Origin of the sequence: Actinokineospora sp. NBRC 105648, assembly GCF_030269645.1 — a bacterium.
Classification (GTDB): domain Bacteria; phylum Actinomycetota; class Actinomycetes; order Mycobacteriales; family Pseudonocardiaceae; genus Actinokineospora.
This window is the reverse complement of the sequence record NZ_BSTR01000055.1, coordinates 1-17,468: the sequence shown is the minus strand read 5'-3', so window position 1 is coordinate 17,468 and position 17,468 is coordinate 1. Positions and strand designations below refer to the sequence as shown.

Sequence of the window (17,468 nt, the reverse complement as noted above, 5' to 3'; positions counted from 1 at the left end):
GGCTGTTCGGGTTTCAGTGCTGTTCGGGTCTTAGTGCTGTTCGGGTCTTAGTGCTGTTCCGGGTTTCAGGGACTGTCCACACCGGGGTCCCCGGCGGCCGCGGCGAGCGCGGTGGCCAGGTCCTCGGCGAGGTCTTCCGGGTCCTCGATGCCGACCGAGAGCCGGACGAGGTCGTCGGTGATGCCCGCGGCCAACCGGGCGGGCCGGGGCACCGGGCGGTGCGTCATCAGGGCCGGGCACTCGACCAGCGACCGCACCCCGCCCAGGCTCACCGCGCAGGTGAACAGCGAGGTGCCCGCCAGCAGCTTCTCGACCCGCCCGGTGAACCGGAAGCTGATGATCGACCCGGGCGCGGACATCTGCCGGGCGGCGACCTCGTGCCCGGGGTGCGTAGGGAGTCCCGGGTAGTGCACCTCGGCCACACCGGGCGACTCCCCCAGCAGCTCGACGAGCAGCCGGGTCGTGCGCACCTGGCGCTCCACCCGCAGTGACAGCGTCTTCAGACCGCGGTGGACCAGGAAGCAGTCCAACCCGCCGGGGACGTTCCCGGCGACGGTCCGGTGCTCGGTGAACGCCTGGTGCAGCGCGGGGTCGTCGCAGACCAGGGCCCCGCCGAGCACATCGGAGTGCCCGGCGACGAACTTGGTGGTGCTGTAGAGGCTCACATCGGCGCCCCAGCCGAGCGGGCGCTGCAGGGCGGCGCTGGCGAAGGTGTTGTCCACCACGACGACCGCGCCCCTGGCGTGCCCGAGGCGGGCCACCTCGGCGATGTCGACGACCTTGAGCAGCGGGTTGGTCGGCGTCTCCACCCACACCATGTCCACGTCCCCGGCCAGCGCGGCGCGGGCGAGCACCGGGTCGGACAGGTCGACCTGGTCGACCCGCACGCCGAACCGGCGCAGGCCGGACACCAGGGCGTGCGTGCCGCCGTAGACGTCGTCGCAGCACACCAGCCGCTGCCCCGGGGACAGCAGCGACAGCGCGGTGGTGGCGGCCGCCTGGCCGGATGAGTACACGGAGCCGAAGCGGGCGTCCTCCAGCGAGGCGAGACAGCGCTCGAGCGCCTCCATGGTCGGGTTCTCACCGCGGGCGTAGAAGTAGCGCGGCGGGTCCTGGGCGAACCGGTCGTAGGTCGCGGCCACGTGCACCGGGGGCACCACGTCGCCGTACGGGCCGACCGTCTCCTGTCCACTGTGGACGAGCTTGGTGTCGAAGCGCATCGGCTCAGAGGAATCGCTTCGTCGGGTGCTCGCGGGTCCAAAGGCCCGGTCGCGCGGTGCGCAGGGCGCGGTGGACCAGGTCGATCTCCTCGACGGTGTTGTAGACGCCGAAGGACAGTCGCACCGTCCCGACGACGTCGAAGGTGTCGACGAAGGTGTTGGCGCAGTGCACCCCGCTGCGCACGGCGACGCCGTGCGCGTCGAGGTGACCACCCACGTCGTAGGGGTGGATGCCGTCCAGGACGAACGAGACGATCCCGCTGGGATCCGCGGCCGGGTCGCCGATCACCCGGGCACCCGGGACGTCGGCGACCGCTTCGACCGCCGTGCGCACCAGCACCTCGTCGTGCGCGCGGATGTCGTCCCAGCCGAGGCCTGCGAGGTAGTCCAGGGCCGCGGCCAGCGCCACCGCCCCGGCGACGTGCGGGGTGCCCGCCTCGAGCCGGGCGGGCGCCGGGACGTAGGCGACCGGCCCGGTGGCGCTGACGCCCTTCACCGTCCCGCCCCCGACCTGGTAGGGCGGTAGCTCGTGCAGGAGGTCGCGCCTGCCGTAGAGCACCCCGATCCCCAGCGGCCCGTAGGCCTTGTGGCCGGAGAAGCAGTAGAAGTCCGCGCCCAGGTCGCGCACGTCGACCGGTCGGTGCGGCACGGCCTGCGCGCCGTCGACGACCACCGGGACGTCCAGCCGGTGCGCGGCGGCGGTCAGCTCGCGGACCGGGTTGACGGTGCCCAGGACGTTGGAGACGTGCGTGACCGCGGCGAGCCGGGTCCGCGGACCGAGCGCGGCGGCGAAGTCCGCCACACCCAACCGACCGTCCGGACCGGCGGGCACGGTGACCAGGTCGGCGCCGACGACGGCGCACAACCGCCGCCACGGCAACAGGTTCGAGTTGTGCTCCATGCCGGTGACCACCACCTGGTCGCCCTGGCCGACCACCGCCCGGCCGAAGGTGTCGGCGAGGAGGTTGAGCGCCGCGGTGGTGCCCGGCACGAACACGATCTCGTCGAGGTGCTCGGCGTTGAGCGCGCTCTGGACCGTCGCGCGCGCCTGCTCGTAGACGTCGGTGGCGCGGTGGCTGAGCCGGTAGTACCCGCGGCCGACGTTGGCGTTGTCCCGGCGGTAGTGGTCGACCAGCGCGTCGAGCACCCGCTGCGGCTTCTGCGCGGTGGCGGCGTTGTCCAGGTAGACGAGCGGCTCGCCCGCGGGGCGGTCGACCAGGATGGGGAAATCCGCGCGGACCGTTTCGCCCAGGATCGCGCGATTTCCCAGACTCGTGCCGACCACCTCGACCATGCGCACTCCCGATTCGATTCGGCGTTATTTCCGACTGGGTGAAATCCATGGGGGGATCGCCGGACCGGCGGTGTGCCACCCGCGCCAGCCCGGTGCACCAGTCGCGAGGCCCCGGGCGGACGACCGTCGACTGGTCGCACCGCCCTGGCCGGTGCCGCACTCCGCCCGACCTGGCCGGGACCGGCCTGTCAAGCGTTCTGCCAGCGCGGAGCTTACCACCGAAGTCAGTAGTGACATAGTCAGGACACCCGGCCGGGAAGGCGGCCCGAGGTGCGGTAAACATGCTGCAAACGGGGGACACCCTTGACATCGACCCAGCACATCGCGGCAAAATCGCATCGGTTGACTATCTTTTACTTAAGTTTGTTCTCCCCCTTCCGTCGAGTCGAGAACACCGAGACGAGAACGCCATGACCACACTGCGTCCCCAGCTGCCGATGGGCATGGCGGACTTCGACCGCCGCGGGTTCCGCCTCGACCGACCCGGACCCCGCGCACACCTCGAACGGCACGCCCGCTCGTTCCTCCAGGGGTACAACGTGGCCGCCGCCCGGTGGGCGCGGGTGCACGAGGGCTTGGCGGAGCTACCCCAGGAGGAACAGGGGTTCGCCCACGAGGGCGCCGCCATGTACGCCGGGCAGCGCGACGTGCTCACCGGCGGACGGGCGGGTGCGGTCACCGCGCTGCTCGGCGGCACCGGAGAGCGGTACACCCACCTGATCCACGTGGGAATGGGCTGGGCACTGTCCCCGTTGCGGCTCCCGCTCCCGGTCCGGCTGCCGGACACGCCCCTGTTGCGCTGGCTGGCGTTGGACGGCGCGGGGTTCGCCGACGTCTTCTTCGGTGGTGGCCGGGCGCTGGCCCGCCGAGCCGAGCGCGCGGGCACCGACCCCCGGCGGCTGGCGCGGCTGGGTGGCTCGGGTCGGGCGATGTGGTTCCTGACGGCCGCGGACCCGGTCCAGATCAACGAGATCATCCAGCACGCCCCGGCGACCGCGAGACCCGCGCTGTGGAGCGGTGTCGGTCTCGCCGCCGGGTACGCGGGCGGCGTCGACGCGACCGAACTGGACACCCTGCGCGGGGTGGCGGGCCGGTACGCGCCGCACCTGGCCCAGGGCACCGTGTTCGCCGCGACCGCACGGGTGCGGTCGGGCACCGTCCCCGCGCACACCGCGCTGGCGTGCGAGCGCCTCGCCGAGACGGTGCCCGCGACCGCGACCGGGTGGGCCGACGAGGTGGCGCGGGAGCTGGGCGGACGCGCGGACGTCGAGGCGTACCTGGAGTGGAAAGACCGCGTGCGGCTGCGAGTGACCGCGTCCGTCACCGGCTGAAACCCCTACCTCCCAAGAGGTCCCCGAGAAGAGGTCACGGTGAGCTCTGCAATCATCCGGCGGTCTGTCACGGCCGTCGTCGCGGTCGCGCTGTGCGTGGCGGCGGGTCTGGTCACCGCGCTGCCCGCGCCGAGTGAGGCGCAGCAACAACGGCTGGCCGAGCGGTTCTCGTTCCGCCAAGTGCCCCTGAACACCGCCCCGGTGGGCGCCCGCGACGTGCGGCCGGTGCAACCGGGACTCGCCGGGATCCGCAGCTGGATCTCCGCGGTGGGTGCCGCGGTCGCGCTGACCGACCTGCGTGGACTCGGCAGACCCGCCGATGTGTGCCTGGTCGACCCACGAGACGACTCCGTCACCATCGCGCCGGTCCCCCAAGCGGGCGGTGCCCCCTACCCGCGGTTCGAGCTGCGGCCGGACGGGCTGCCCTACGACGCGACCATGGCGCCGATGGGTTGCGTGCCCGCCGACATCAACGAGGACGGCACCACCGACGTCCTCGTCTACTACTGGGGCCGCTCCCCCGTGCTCTTCCTCAACCAGGCCACGCGCGGCACCACGCCTGCGCGGGGCGCCTTCCGCGCGGTCGAGCTGATGGAACCCGTGCAGGTGTGGAACACCACCGCGCTCAACGTCGCCGACCTCGACGGCTCCGGACACCTCGACATCGTCGTGGGCAACTACTTCCCCGACGGCGCCAAGGTCCTCGACCCGGCCGCCGACGCGGACACCCGGATGCGGATGCAGGACGGCATGGGCGACGCGGGCAACGCCGGGCCCAGCCGGGTGCTGCTGACCACCCCCACCGGCACCCCGGGCGACAAGCCGCGGATCACCGACGTCAGCGCGGAGCTGCCCGCCGAGGCGCTGCGCGGGTGGACACTGGCCATCGGCTTCCAGGACCTGCTCGGCGACGGGCTGCCGTCGATGTACCTGGCCAACGACTTCGGGCCGGACAAGCTGCTGGTCAACCGCTCGACACCGGGCCGGGTGGCGTTCACCGAGGCGGTCGGCGAGCGGGACCTGCTGACCCCGAAGTCCGAGGTGCTCGGCCTGGACTCGTTCAAGGGCATGGGGGTCACCTTCACCTACCCGACCGGTGAGGGGCTGCCGGAGATCGCGGTCAGCAACATCACCGAGGACTACGGCCTGCACGAGAGCAACCTGCTGTTCGTCCCCACCGGGTCCACCGCGGACCTGCGGGCCGGGGTCGCGCCGTACACCGAGCACAGCCAGCGGCGCGGGATCGCGCGCAGCGGGTGGTCCTGGGACATCAAGGCGGGCGACTTCGACAACAGCGGCACCGACGAGCTCACCCAGGCGACCGGTTTCGTGCGCGGCGACACCGGGGCCGACCGGTGGCCGGTGCTGCAGGAACTGGCGATGGGCAACGCCGAGGTGTTGCGCTACCCGGGTTCCTGGCCGAACTTCCGGCCCGGCGACGACCTGTCCGGCCGCACCGACGCCAACCGGTTCTGGGTGTCCACCCCGGACGGCGCGTACACCGACCTGGCCGGGCGACTGGGGATGGCGCAGCCGATGCCCTCGCGCGGCTTCGCCCTCGGCGACGTCGACGGGGACGGCCGGCTGGACCTGCTGGTGGCCAACCAGTGGGCCGACTCCGCGCTGCTGCTCAACACCGCGACCGGCGCCCCGCCCGCGGCCGACCTGGAGCTGGTCTCGCCCGGCGCGACCGGTGGCGAGCGCGCGGCCATCGGCGCGCAGGTGGTGCTGCCGCCCGCCGAGGGCGTCGCGGCACAGAAGTACCAGCTCTACCCGGCCAACGGGCACGCCGGGGTGTCGGCCGCCGAGCTGCACCTCGCGCTGCCGCGCCGTGGTTCGGTCACCGCCGAGGTCTCGTGGCGCGACGCCGCGGGGCAGCACCGCGCGCCCCTGACCCTGACCCCCGGCCACCACCGGATCATGCTGCTGCCGAACGGAGAGGTGCAGGCGCGATGACCACCGAGATCACCAAGCCGGAGATCGCCGAGCCGCACCCGGTCGCCGCGGTCGCGCCGCCACCCGTCCAGGAGCAGGTCGCGACACCGCCGGAGCGCAAGCGCGACCCGCGCGTGCTCGCCCTGCAGCGGTTCGCGATGTCGATCACCGCGTTCAACATCCTGGGGCACACGCTGTTCGGCTTCGAGCAGGCGCCAATCACCCCCATCGCCTGCCTGCTGGTCAGCTACGCCACCGCGCTCGGGCTGGAGGCCCTGGACGCGTGGTCGCACCAGCGGCGACCGGAGTTCGCGGGCGGCGCGCGGGCGGTGGCGGTGTTCCTGCTGCCCGCCCACATCAGCGGGCTGGCCTGCGGGATGCTGCTGTGGGGCAACTCGTCGCTGTGGCCGTACCTGTTCGCCGTGGTGGTGAGCAACGCCAGCAAGTACGTGGTGCGGTTGCGGGTGAACGGCAGGCTGCGGCACGTGCTGAACCCGTCCAACACCGGGATCGTGGTGACCCTGGTGCTCTTCGACTGGGTGGGTATAGCGCCGCCCTACCACTTCACGAACTGGCTGCACGGCACGCTCTCCTGGCTGATCCCGCTCGGCATCCTGATGGCGGGCACCATGCTCAACGCGGGGCTGACCAAGAAGATCCCGCTGATCACCGCGTGGGTGGGCGGTTTCGTGCTCCAGGCCGGGGTGCGCTGGCTGCTGCTCGACCACGCGTTCGTCGGCGCGCTGGTGCCGATGACCGGGGTGGCGTTCATCCTGTTCACCAACTACATGATCACCGACCCCGGCTCGACCCCGACCGCCCGGCGCGGCCAGGTCGTCTTCGGGCTCACCGCGGCGGCGGTCTACGGGGTCCTGGTGTGGCAGGGCGTGGTCTTCGGCCTGTTCTTCGCCCTGGTGATCACCTGCCTGCTGCGCGCCGCCGTGCTGCTCACCGCCCGCGCCCGGGACGCGCGCGCGGCCGGGGTCGCGTGAGCTCGCGCGTCGCCGTCGTCGGCACGGCCTGCCACTACCCCGACGCGCACGACCCGGACGAGCTCTGGCAGGCGGTGCTCACCGGCAGGCAGTCGTTCCGGCGCGTCCCGCCCGGTCGGTTGTCCCCGGCCTACCTCGGCGAGCGCGACGACCCGGACCGCACCTACGTCACCCACGCCGGGGTGCTGCGCGACTGGGACTTCGACCGGTCCCGGTTCCGGGTGCCGGTGGGCGTGCACCGGGCCGTGGACCACACGCACTGGCTGGCCCTGCAGACCGCCGCCGAGGCGTTGGCCGACGCGGGCACCCCCGACGGCGACACGCTGCCGCGCGACGAGGTCGGGGTGATCCTGGGCAACTCCCTGGCGGGCGAGTTCAGCCGGGCGACGCAGCTGCGGGTGCGGTGGCCGTTCATCGCCCGGGCGGCGGCCACCGCGCTACGCCGCGGCGAGGTCACCGCCGAGCTCTCGGCCACGGTGCTCGCCGAGCTGGAGCGCGAGGTGAAGGGCGCGTTCCCGGCGCCGACCGAGGAGACGCTGGCGGGGGCGCTGGCCAACACCATCGCGGGCCGGATCGCCAACCACTTCGACCTGCGCGGTGGTGGGTACACAGTGGACGGCGCGTGCTCGTCGAGCTTGCTGGCGGTGGTGCACGGGGCCCGCGCGGTCGCCTCCGGCGAGCTGCGGTTCGCGCTGGTCGGCGGGGTGGACCTGAGCATCGACCCGCTCGAGCTGGTCGGGTTCGCCCGGGTTGGTGTGCTCGGGGTGGACCAGATGCGGGTCTACGACGCCGACCCGACGGGCTTCCTGCCCGGTGAGGGCTGCGGGGTGATCCTGCTGACCACCGTGGACGAGGCGGAGCGACGAGGTCTGCGGGTGCTCGCCGAGCTGCGCGGCTGGGGCATCTCCGCCGACGGCGCGGGTGGGCTCACCCGTCCCTCGGCGTCCGGCCAGCGGCGGGCGATGGACCACGCCTACCGGATGGCCGGGGTCGACCCGGCCGCGGTCGACCTCGTCGAGGGGCACGGCACCGGTACCGCCGTCGGCGACCAAGCCGAACTGGAGGCGCTGAGCGGGCTGCGCGGCGCGGGCGCGCCCCGGGCCGCGCTGGGGTCGATCAAGGCGAACATCGGTCACACCAAGGCCGCGGCCGGGATAGCCGGGCTGCTCAAGGCGATCTCCGCGGTGCGCTCGGGCGTGCTCCCGCCGACCACCGGCTGCGCCGACCCGCACCCGCTGCTGCGGGATCCGCTCACTCCACTTCGGACACTCCCGGCGCCGGAGCCGTGGGGCCGGTCGACCAGGCTGGCCTCGGTCTCGGCCCTCGGGTTCGGCGGCATCAACTCCCACCTCGTCGTCGGCTCTGGTCCCGGCGCCGGGCCCGGCGGACCGCTCCCCCAGGTCACCCGCGCGCGACACGACATCGTGCTGCTAGGCGCGGACAGCGCGCCCGCGCTGGCACGCCTGCTGACCGAGTTGGCCGACTGGTTCGGCGCGCTGAGCACCGCCGAGGTGCACGACGTGGCCGCGACCACTCACGCCAAGGCTTCAGCCGCCGAGGTGCGCTGCGCCTTGGTCGCCGCCAGCCCGACCGAGTTGTGCGCGGCCGCGACCGCCGCCGCGGCCCGACTCGCCGATTGGGACGGCGCCCTGACCGTGGCGTCGAAGGCCGGGTTCGTGCTGGCCACCGGGTCTCCCCCGGCCGTCGGCCTGATCTTCCCCGGCCAGGCCGCTCCAGTGCGCCCGGATCTCCCCGCCTGGGCCGAGGACCTCCCGATACCGCCATTCCCCGACGAGGCCCGTCCGCACGCGGACACCGTGGACACCGCCGCCGCACAGCCCGCCATCGTGCGGCAGTCCCTCGCCGGACTGGCGTGGCTGGACAGGGTGGGCTGCGTCGCCGTCGGCGCGGTCGGGCACAGCCTGGGCGAGATCACCGCGCTGACCTGGTCCGGCGCCCTGACCCCGGTCGACGCGATGGCCCTGGCCACCGCACGCGGCAGGCTGATGGCCGAGCACGGCGCCGCCGGCACGACCATGGCCAGTCTGGACGCGCCGGTGGGCGTGCTCGCCGATCTCGTCCAGGGCACCTCGGTGGTCGTCGCCTGCGACAACGGACCGCGACGGACCGCGATCGCCGGTCCGACCTCGCAGGTCGAGGAGGTCCTCGCCCGGGCATCCGCCAAGGGCATCGCAGGTACCCTCCTGCCCGTCTCGCACGGGTTCCACAGCCCGGCGATGCGGCCCGTGACCGCTCCACTTCGGACTGTGCTGGCGTCGCTCGCCTTCACCACTCCCCAGCGCCCGGTGCTGTCCACCGTCACCGGCAAGGCGGTGGACTCCAACCTCGCCGAGACGCTGTTGGCTCAGCTGACCAGCCCGGTTCGCTTCCGCGAGGCGGTGACCGCGCTGGCGGATCGCTGCGGGGTACTGGTCGAGGTCGGGCCGGGCCACACCCTCAGCGGACTGGCCGCCGACTGCGCGCCGGACACCCCGGTGGTGGCACTCGACTGCGGCGGCCCGCCCCGCGCCCACGCCCTTGCCACCGCCGCGCTCATCGCCTGCGGTGCGGCCTCGGCGGTGCCGTGGTTCGCCGGTCGGTCTCACCGGCACTTGGACCCGGGGACGCCGATGTCCTTCCTGACCAACCCCTGCGAAACCGGCGCGATCGAGCCGGTGCCGGTGCACGCCCCGTCGGCTCCAGCGCCGGTCGTGGTGACCGCGAGCGACCCGGTGCTGGCCCTGCGGACCCGGCTGGCGGCCGAGTGCGAGCTGGACCTGGCCGGGATCACCGAGTCGACGTCGCTGTCCCGTGACCTGCACCTGAGCTCGCTGCGGGTGGTCACCCTGATCACCGGCGTGGCGGGCGACCTCGGCCGCAAGCCGCCGACGCGGTTCCCGGAGTTCGCCGACGCGACCGTCGGGGAGGCCGCCCAAGCCTTGGCGGAGCTGGACGTGGTCGACGAACACGCCGGAGCCCTGGTGCGAGGCGTGGACGACTGGGTGCGCGCCTTCGCTCACCACTGGGTTCCTGGGGTGCCGAACAGGCCCGCCGTGGAGGTGGACTGGGTCGTACGGGCACCGCAAGACCACTGGCTGCGCAGGGTATTCCGCGCCCACCCGGGCGGTCGGGCAGGACTGGTGGTGGCGGTTCCCGACGACGCGGGGACCGGCGATGTCGCGGGCCTGCTGCGCGAGGTCGCGGAGCGCCGACCTACCGTGCTGGCGATCGTCCACAATGGTCACCCGGCTGCGGCCGCCATCGCCCGCAGCGCGCACGTCGAACTCGTGGACTGCGCGACCACGGTCGTTCAGGTTCCCGCAGGGACCACCAATATCGACACAGGGCTGATCACCGGTTCCGGGTACCAGGAGTTGCGGATGCGCCCGGACGGCTCGGTCGAGCACTTGGAGACCGCAGCCTGTCCCCCGGCGACGCCCGGCGATCCGCCGATCGGACCGGGCGAGGTGTGCGTGGTCACCGGCGGGGTCACCGGCATCACCGCGCACACCGCCGTCGCGCTCGCCCTGCGCACCGGTTGCACACTCCTGTTCATCGGCAGACGACCGCAAACCGAGCCCACCGTGGCCGAAGGACTCGCCGCCGTGCAGGCCAGGGTCGACGCGCACTACCACCGCGCCGACATCACCGACCGGCAAGCTGCCGTCGACACCCTCGCTGCCGCACGCGCCCTCGGCCCAGTGCGCGGACTACTGCACGGCGCCGCCGTGAACGAGCCGCGCACAATGTCCACTGTGGACTCCACCAGCCTGCACCGAGCGCTGGCACCCAAGGTCGATGGACTGCGGAACCTGTTGCAGGAGGCTGGTTCCGAACTCAGGTTGGCCGTGGCGTACGGGTCCATCATCGGCCGAACCGGACTGGCCGGCCAGTCCGAGTACTGCGTGGCCAACGAGTGGCTACGGCACACCATGGTCGAGTGGGCATCCGACCACCCGGAGTGCCACGCACACTGCGTCGAGTGGTCGCTGTGGTCCGAGATCGGGATGGGCGCCCGGATGGGGGTCGTGGACGGGCTCGCCGCGCAAGGCCTGACACCGATCACCCCGGACGCGGGCGCGGAGGCCTTGCTCTCGCTGCTCGGAACCTCCGGTGCGCCGGTAACGGTGCTGATCAGCGGTCGATTCCCCCGAATTGACACACTCTCCATAGCACTCACCGACGTACCCCTACTGCGCTTCCTGGAAGACGTCAGGACGGCGACACCGGGGGTCGAGGTCGTCGCGGACTCGACGCTGACCCTGGGCGATGACCCGTACTTGGCCGAGCACCGCGTGGACGGCGTGTCGGTCCTGCCAGCGGTGCTGGGCTTGGAGGCGATCGCACAGGCCACCCACGCGCTGACCGGCCCGCGCCCGGCCTGGTCGTTCCGCGACCTCGACCTCACCTCACCCGTCACCGGCGACACCGCCCGCGTGGTCCGCGTGGCCACCCTGCTCGATGGCGACAACGTGCGGTCCGCACTCGCCGACGACAGCGACGGATTCACCCACCCACGCGTCACCTGCACAGTGGTGCCAGCCTCGAACCCGCCCCCTTTCGACAACCCAGGCCCAGTACCAACGGCGCGCACGGACATCCACCCGTACTACGGCCCGCTGTTCTTCCACACCGGCCGCTTCACGCGTCTGCGGGACTACGTGACCCTCTCCGCCTTCGAGGTCGCCGCCTGGGTGGACACCGCCTCTCTGGACTGGTTCGCGCCCATCCACGCCCAACGACTCCTCTTGGGCGACCCCGGCCTACTCGACGCCAGCATCCACGTGCTGCTCGCGTGCCTACCCCACCGAACAGTCCTCCCAGTCGGCGCGGACGCGGTGACGATCTGGCGGCGCCCGACAGGCCCCGTACTCGTGCGAGCACGGGAACTACGACACACCACCGACGACTTCATCTTCGACGTCAACCTCACCGACACCGACGGCTCGGCAGTGGCCCGCTGGTCGGGTCTCCGGCTGCACGCCGTGGGCACCCGGGAATGGCGGACGACGCTGCCCACCCCACTCATCGGCCCCCTGCTGAGTCGCAGGCTCATCGAGTGCGGAGTAGCCGACCACCTGGAGATCCGCACGGACAGACCGGGCAGACTACGACTCGACGTGCAGAGCGACTGTCGAGTGTGGACATCGGCAGCGGAGTCCGGCACCGAGGACAGACTGAGCGTGATGCTGCGGGACAAGACCGGCGAGAGCCAACCGGAATCCGCGGCCAGGTCCACCGCCATCCACGAGGTACTCAACGCCGCGAACACCACAACCGACCCAACCATCCAACTAGTCGACGACGGCTGCGTCGTCCTGGACGTCCCCGACACCATCCGAATCGCCAGCCTCCTCACCGGCACGACAGCGGTAGCAGTCGGGATACCGGTCCGGTGAAGCAGCTGCGGGTCTACCGCCACCGACACCGCGTGACCTTCGACGAGACCAACCTGGTCGGCAACGTCTATTTCGCGCACTACCTGCACTGGCAAGGCCACTGCCGAGAGCACTTCCTCGCCGACCACGCACCAGACGTACTGACCGCACTGCGCTCGGGCGAACTGGCCCTGGTAACGGTCTCCTGCGCGATGAACTACTACACCGAGTGCTTCGCCCTCGACGAAATAGAAGTAGGCATGCGCCTAACCACACGCGGCGGAAACCGAATCACCATGGACTTCGACTTCGCCCGAGGCGACACCGTGATCGCCAGCGGCTCCCAAACAGTGGCCTGCATGCGCAGACAGGACGGACGAATGGAACCGGTTCACCCACCCCCGGACCTACGAGCCGCACTAGAGGAGTACGCCTGACCCGCACTCCCCAACTCCGTACCAACCAGCAGCAGCGGCAACAGCGGCCCACCCCACCCCCACCCAACCGCAACGGAGACGCAGACCCCCCTGGAACGCGACAGGATCCCAACCTCGCTAGTACCGCAGCGGAGCAGCCGACCACGCTGGTACCGCAGCCGAAGGCCGACCCCGCTGGTACGCAAGGCCCGCTACGGATGCTCGATCTAGTGGACTCGCTTCGTGTGGGGGGAGAGCACCGCTAAACTCGCCGGTGGTGGGGAATGCCCTTCACCCGCCCTTTTTTCACCACCGCGGTGCTCTAGGGGCCCCACACGAAGCGAGTTCACTAGATCGAGCCCACGCTCTTACCCGGTCAGCGAAAACGGCACGCTAGCCCGGAACCACAGCACTCACCCACGCTCACGCCCAGCATAAGAGTTCCCCGCATACCAATCCCCCCGCCCCCGAGGCAACAGATCAAGCACGTGCCACACCGGCGACAGCAGGTCGAACCCACCCTCCGCGTTGTCCATGAAGTTCGCCCGCTGCGTGTAGAAGTGCCGCACCAGGTCCCCCTCCCGGGTGAACGCGCTGACCATCGGCAGTTGGTCCCCGCTCGCCGTCTCAGACCCGACATCGACGTTGAAGGTATTGTCGTGGCTGGACAGCAACCGGAGCCCGTCCCAGCCGCGGCGCACGGCCCAGCGGCGGATCTCGAGCACCGGGGCCTTGGCGATCACCGCGAACGACGCGTGCTGCCGGATGTGGTGGGACACGCCGTGCAGGCTGTCGACCCACAGCGAGCACATCGGGCAGACCTCGCTCTCGCCCGGGCTGAACATCATGTGGTAGACGAAGAGCGTGTCCTTGTCCCCGAACAGGTCCAGCAGCCGGACCTTGCCGATCGGCTCGGTCAGGCCGAGGTCGCGCGGGCCCTCGTCGAACTCGTAGTCGGCCAGCGGCGCGCCCTCGGGCAGGTCGCGGCGCAGCGCGGCCAGCCGGGCGATCTCCGCGTGCAGGGCGTGCTCGGCGCGGTCCAGCTCGGTGCGGGCGGCGATGTAGGCCGGGCTGGCGCCCGTCGGCCACATCGTCACCGAGTCGTCCTGGCCGTTCCCGCTGTCGCTCACCGTGTTCTCCTCACCGGGCGCCCGGGGTGGCGACCGCGCCGGGCGAGTGTATCGGCACCGGTGGTCACCACGCGCGTCGTGCGTCTGCTTCTTTCGGAGTGAAAGATCTTTCGAACCAGGCCAGAAAGCTTTGTGGGTATAGGAAGACCTTCTGCTTGGGGTACGGTCGCCGAGCGGGCGGGAGACGGCCGGGTTCACCCGGTCCGGACAGGTGGTCGCCGAAGAAGAACCAGCAGATCTGGCCGATCTGCTCGGTGAACAGCACCGGCCAGACCGCCCGGGGGTAGAGCGAGCGGTGACCGTGGGTGGCCGCGAACTCCCCGCGCGGCCCGAACCCGGCGCCCAGCGCGACGTGGCCGAACAGGTCGTGCACGACGCGCAGGATGTCGTTGTGGCACAACGGCTCGCCGTCCACGACGACACCGGCGTCACCCAGCATCGGGTGCCGCTCGTCCGCGGTGCCGGGACCGTGCCCTGATCGGGTGAGGTAGAGCCACAGGGTGCCGGTCCGGGTGACCTGCTCGATCAGGGTGGCGGAGTCGCGATACGGCTGGCCCGCTCCGCGCCAGGGCCGGACCTCGACGCCCGCGTGCTGGATCGCTTGGTACTGGCGGAGGTCCTCCTGCTGTAGCACCTGGTAGAGGGCGGCCCCATGTGCGCCGAGGGCGAACTCGGGAGCCTGGTCGAAGTGCCGTGCGACGGCACGGCAGAAGTCTCGGTCCAGCTCCGGGACGGACCGGGTGTAGCGCAAGGGTGGCAGCTCGGGGAACCGGTCGCGATGGTAGTGCTCCGCCACAGCCCGCAGGTCGACCACCGCCACCTCGCCCCCGAGTACTCGCTCGACGACCAGATTACCATCAAAACATATAGCGATGATGATCGTGCTCAGGTGCTGACGCCCCAACCCGCGCCACCGCTGCAGTCACCCGGTTCAGGACAAGCGCGCGCGGCGGGACCGGGTCAGCTCAGGCCCAGCATCCGGGTGCAACGGCGGATCGCCGCGGCCGGGCCCTCGACCTTGATCTGACCCGCCGCCAGGGCGTCGAAGGGGCTGACCATCCCGGCACCGATCTGGATGAAGGTGTCCGGGTCGCTGGTGACCACGACCTCGGAGCCCGCGGCCGGACCGGGCACGAACCGCACCGCGCCACCCTTGACGGTGACCGCGAAGGTCTCGTCGCCGACCCGGAACTCGTAGGTCTCGTCGACCCCGGGGAGCCTCTCGGCGTCCACCATGGCCTGCACCGCGATGATCCCCCACTCGGCCCGGACCTCGGCACCGTCTCGATCGCCCGCGGAGAGGAACTGCATGCCCCAGCGGGCCAGGCCGAGCACTGGCCCGCGCAGCTGCTGACCGCGCTCGGTGAGCCGGTAGAGCTTGGCGCGACCGTCGCCGGGGACCGGCAGCTGCTCCACCAGACCGTGCTCGGCCAGCGTCTTGAGCCGCTCGGCCAGGAGGTTCGGACCAATGCCGGGGAGGTTGTCCAGCAGCTCGTTGAAGCGCAGGGCGCTCACCAGGAGCTCGCGGACCAGCAACAGGGTCCACCGCTCGCCGATGATGTTCAGCCCGGCGGCGAGGCCGCAGAACTGCCCGTAGTCGCGCTTGCCCGCCATCGCCGTCCTCGCCGACCAGGAGTCGGTCGACTCCCACAATATGATCCCCATAGTAACACTCGAAACACCCGATGGCAGTAACTGTTGGACCATTGGGAGGACGACTGGTCAACGGTCCGCGACGCACGTGCATCCACCCGCGCGTTCAGTGATCGACATAGACCCGCTATCTGTTATGGTAGCGATGTTTTCGGCGCCTCCCGCGCCTCGGAACACCCGCGCCGACCTTCCCCGCGGCGGGCCCGCGGGCGACATCCCGGGGGACCCCGCGTGACCACGACCGACAACCGCGCGCCCGCCCTCGCACCCGGCGGCCTGCCCCTGCTCGGCCACGCCCTCCGGATGAAGCGCGACCCACGCGGTTTCCTGCTGGCACTGCAATCCGGCGACCCAGTAACCGCTATCCGACTGGGCCCGCAGACTGTCTACGTGATCAACGACCCGGCCCTCATCCGCGGCGCACTGCGCGACCCGGAGACCTTCGGCAAGGGCGGCCCCATCACCGAGCGCTTCCGCGCGATGTTCGGCAACGGCCTGGGCATCTCCGACGGCGATCTGCACCGCAGACAGCGCGCGCTGATGCAGCCGGCTTTCAGCCACGCCAGGATCGTCGGCTACGCGGCACTGATGTCCGAGGAACTGGAGCGCAGACTGGGGGCCTGGCAAGCCGACGAACATCTCCCGGTGCACCAGGAGATGGGCGACCTGGCCCTGGACAACCTCACCCACGCCATGTTCTCCGCGGACACGGATGTCGACGGCACCGAATTCCGCGAAGCCACCGCCACAGTCCTCAACGGCCTGTACCGAAGAGTGATGGATCCGACCGGCCTGCTGGCCCGGCTCCCCATCCCCAGCAACCTCCGCTACCGACAGGCCGAAGCTCACCTGCGCGAGGTCATCGACGGCGTCATCGCGACCTACCGCGCAGACGGCAAGGACCACGGCGACCTCCTGTCCATGCTCCTCCTGGCCCGCGACGAGTCCGGCGGCGAAGCGATGACCGACGACCAACTCCACGACGAAGTCATGACCATCTTCATCGCGGGCGCGGAAAGCATCGCCAACACGCTGGCCTGGGCCTGCCACGAAGTTGCCACGCACCCGGCTGTCGAACAGGCACTGTTCACCGAAACGGACACTGTGCTGGCCGGTCGCACAGCAAAACACGCGGACCTACCGCGACTCGAATACACGAAACGAGTAATCGCCGAGACCCTGCGCTACCGCACACAGGGCTGGGCACTGAGCCGAACCGCCACCCGGGAAACCGTGATCGGCGGCTGGCGAATACCAGCGAACGCGGCAGTCATGTATAGCCCACACGCCCTGAACCACAATCCGGCGATCCATACGGCACCAGACCAGTTCGACCCGGACCGCTGGATCCCGGACCGGGCCAGGGACCTGCCACGCGGCTCATACATTCCGTTCGGGACCGGGAACCACACGTGCATCGGGGAACCGTTCGCATTGACGGAGATGACGCTGACCTTGGCCTCGATCGCGTCGAAGTGGAGGTTGGAGCCGGTACCGGGGAAGGAACCACGGGCGAAGGTGGCGTTGACGATGCCGGTGGACGCACTCTGGATGATCCCCCGACACCGACAGCACTGAGGGCAGCAGACCGAACCTGGCCCAAAGCCCCATGGACTCTGCCCCTTACGCAAGTCCCTACCGCCCTGCCCCCAGCAAACCGCAGCGGTGAGGCCGACCCCGCTGGTACGCAAGTCCCGTTACGGATGCTCGATCTGGTGGACTCGCTTCGTGTGGGGGGAGAGTGCCGCTAAACTTGCCGTGGGTGGGGATGCCCTTCACCCGCCCTTTTCTCTCCACCGCGGTGCTCTAGGGGTCCCACACGAAGCGAGTTCACTAGATCGAGCCCTGCTTGTAAATCGGGCAGCCCATGCGATGAGCCGCCAACATGGTCGACCGTAGGTCGGTGTGCGGCACACCGTCCGAGCTGCCCGAGTAAGAGCGGGGCGAGTTCAGGCGGTGGAAGCATCTGCTTCGAGGAGTTCGGTGAATACTTCGCTGGGCTTCTTCCAGTCGTGGATCTTACGGGGTCGGTCGTTGATCTCCGCGGCGATGGCGGCGAGGTAGGTGGGGTCGCTGGTGATCTCGACACCTGTGGGCAGGTACTCGCGGACGATGCGGT

Annotated in this window: 11 protein-coding genes and 1 pseudogene; 6 read left to right on the top strand and 6 right to left on the bottom strand. The window is 70.9% G+C overall.

Annotated features, from left to right (window positions below; translation table 11 throughout):
- Positions 1-65: 65 nt before the first annotated feature.
- Both QSK30_RS31440 and QSK30_RS31435 read right to left on the bottom strand, forming a co-directional pair.
- Positions 66-1,220 carry a trans-sulfuration enzyme family protein gene (locus QSK30_RS31440; RefSeq protein WP_285508474.1) on the bottom strand — a complete coding sequence of 385 codons (1,155 nt, stop codon included), beginning with the start codon at positions 1,218-1,220 and terminating at the stop codon, positions 66-68.
- Between the two features lie 4 nt (positions 1,221-1,224).
- Positions 1,225-2,514, bottom strand: a complete 1,290-nt coding sequence (locus QSK30_RS31435; RefSeq protein ID WP_285508472.1) for an aminotransferase class V-fold PLP-dependent enzyme — start codon at positions 2,512-2,514, stop codon at positions 1,225-1,227.
- Between the two features lie 410 nt (positions 2,515-2,924).
- On the opposite strand from QSK30_RS31435, the gene QSK30_RS31430 reads away from it, so the two are divergent.
- The 5 genes from QSK30_RS31430 to QSK30_RS31410 are packed head-to-tail and all read left to right on the top strand — an operon-like array spanning position 2,925 to position 12,587.
- Positions 2,925-3,845: a DUF1702 family protein gene (locus QSK30_RS31430; protein ID WP_285508471.1), complete on the top strand. Its 921-nt coding sequence runs from the start codon at positions 2,925-2,927 to the stop codon at positions 3,843-3,845.
- A 39-nt stretch (positions 3,846-3,884) separates the two neighbouring features.
- Positions 3,885-5,801: an FG-GAP repeat domain-containing protein gene (locus tag QSK30_RS31425; RefSeq protein ID WP_285508469.1), complete on the top strand. Its 1,917-nt coding sequence runs from the start codon at positions 3,885-3,887 to the stop codon at positions 5,799-5,801.
- On the top strand, positions 5,798-6,772 hold the full coding sequence (locus QSK30_RS31420; protein WP_285508467.1) for an enediyne biosynthesis protein UnbU: 975 nt from the start codon (positions 5,798-5,800) through the stop codon (positions 6,770-6,772). Before QSK30_RS31425 ends, QSK30_RS31420 begins: the two co-directional genes overlap by 4 nt.
- Complete coding sequence (locus QSK30_RS31415) at positions 6,769-12,171, top strand: type I polyketide synthase (RefSeq protein ID WP_285508465.1); 5,403 nt, start codon at positions 6,769-6,771, stop codon at positions 12,169-12,171. Before QSK30_RS31420 ends, QSK30_RS31415 begins: the two co-directional genes overlap by 4 nt.
- Complete coding sequence (locus tag QSK30_RS31410) at positions 12,168-12,587, top strand: acyl-CoA thioesterase (RefSeq protein WP_285508463.1); 420 nt, start codon at positions 12,168-12,170, stop codon at positions 12,585-12,587. Before QSK30_RS31415 ends, QSK30_RS31410 begins: the two co-directional genes overlap by 4 nt.
- Positions 12,588-12,979: 392 nt before the next feature.
- Here the strand turns inward: QSK30_RS31410 and QSK30_RS31405 are convergent, their stop codons facing one another.
- The 3 genes from QSK30_RS31405 to QSK30_RS31395 form a co-directional block, all read right to left on the bottom strand.
- On the bottom strand, positions 12,980-13,696 hold the full coding sequence (locus QSK30_RS31405; protein WP_285508461.1) for a DUF899 family protein: 717 nt from the start codon (positions 13,694-13,696) through the stop codon (positions 12,980-12,982).
- A 64-nt stretch (positions 13,697-13,760) separates the two neighbouring features.
- Complete coding sequence (locus tag QSK30_RS31400; protein ID WP_285508459.1) at positions 13,761-14,600, bottom strand: crotonobetainyl-CoA--carnitine CoA-transferase; 840 nt, start codon at positions 14,598-14,600, stop codon at positions 13,761-13,763.
- A gap of 56 nt (positions 14,601-14,656) precedes the next feature.
- The gene (locus tag QSK30_RS31395; RefSeq protein ID WP_285508457.1) at positions 14,657-15,361 is read right to left on the bottom strand and encodes a winged helix-turn-helix transcriptional regulator; all 705 of its coding nucleotides are present in this window, start codon (positions 15,359-15,361) and stop codon (positions 14,657-14,659) included.
- 219 nt (positions 15,362-15,580) lie between these two features.
- Here QSK30_RS31395 and QSK30_RS31390 point away from each other — a divergent pair, with 219 nt between their 5' ends.
- Positions 15,581-16,927 carry a cytochrome P450 gene (locus QSK30_RS31390; protein ID WP_285508456.1) on the top strand — a complete coding sequence of 449 codons (1,347 nt, stop codon included), beginning with the start codon at positions 15,581-15,583 and terminating at the stop codon, positions 16,925-16,927.
- A gap of 371 nt (positions 16,928-17,298) precedes the next feature.
- On the opposite strand, the pseudogene QSK30_RS37210 reads toward QSK30_RS31390, so the two are convergent.
- Positions 17,299-17,468: pseudogene (locus tag QSK30_RS37210) on the bottom strand (IS30 family transposase); the annotation flags it as partial.

Coding starts and splice junctions, on each gene's coding strand:
- QSK30_RS31395 (WP_285508457.1), bottom strand. CDS start 15,361: ATGGGGATCATATTGTGGGAGTCGACCGACTCCTGGTCGGCGAGGACG.
- QSK30_RS31420 (WP_285508467.1), top strand. CDS start 5,798: ATGACCACCGAGATCACCAAGCCGGAGATCGCCGAGCCGCACCCGGTC.
- QSK30_RS31440 (WP_285508474.1), bottom strand. CDS start 1,220: ATGCGCTTCGACACCAAGCTCGTCCACAGTGGACAGGAGACGGTCGGC.
- QSK30_RS31430 (WP_285508471.1), top strand. CDS start 2,925: ATGACCACACTGCGTCCCCAGCTGCCGATGGGCATGGCGGACTTCGAC.
- QSK30_RS31435 (WP_285508472.1), bottom strand. CDS start 2,514: ATGGTCGAGGTGGTCGGCACGAGTCTGGGAAATCGCGCGATCCTGGGC.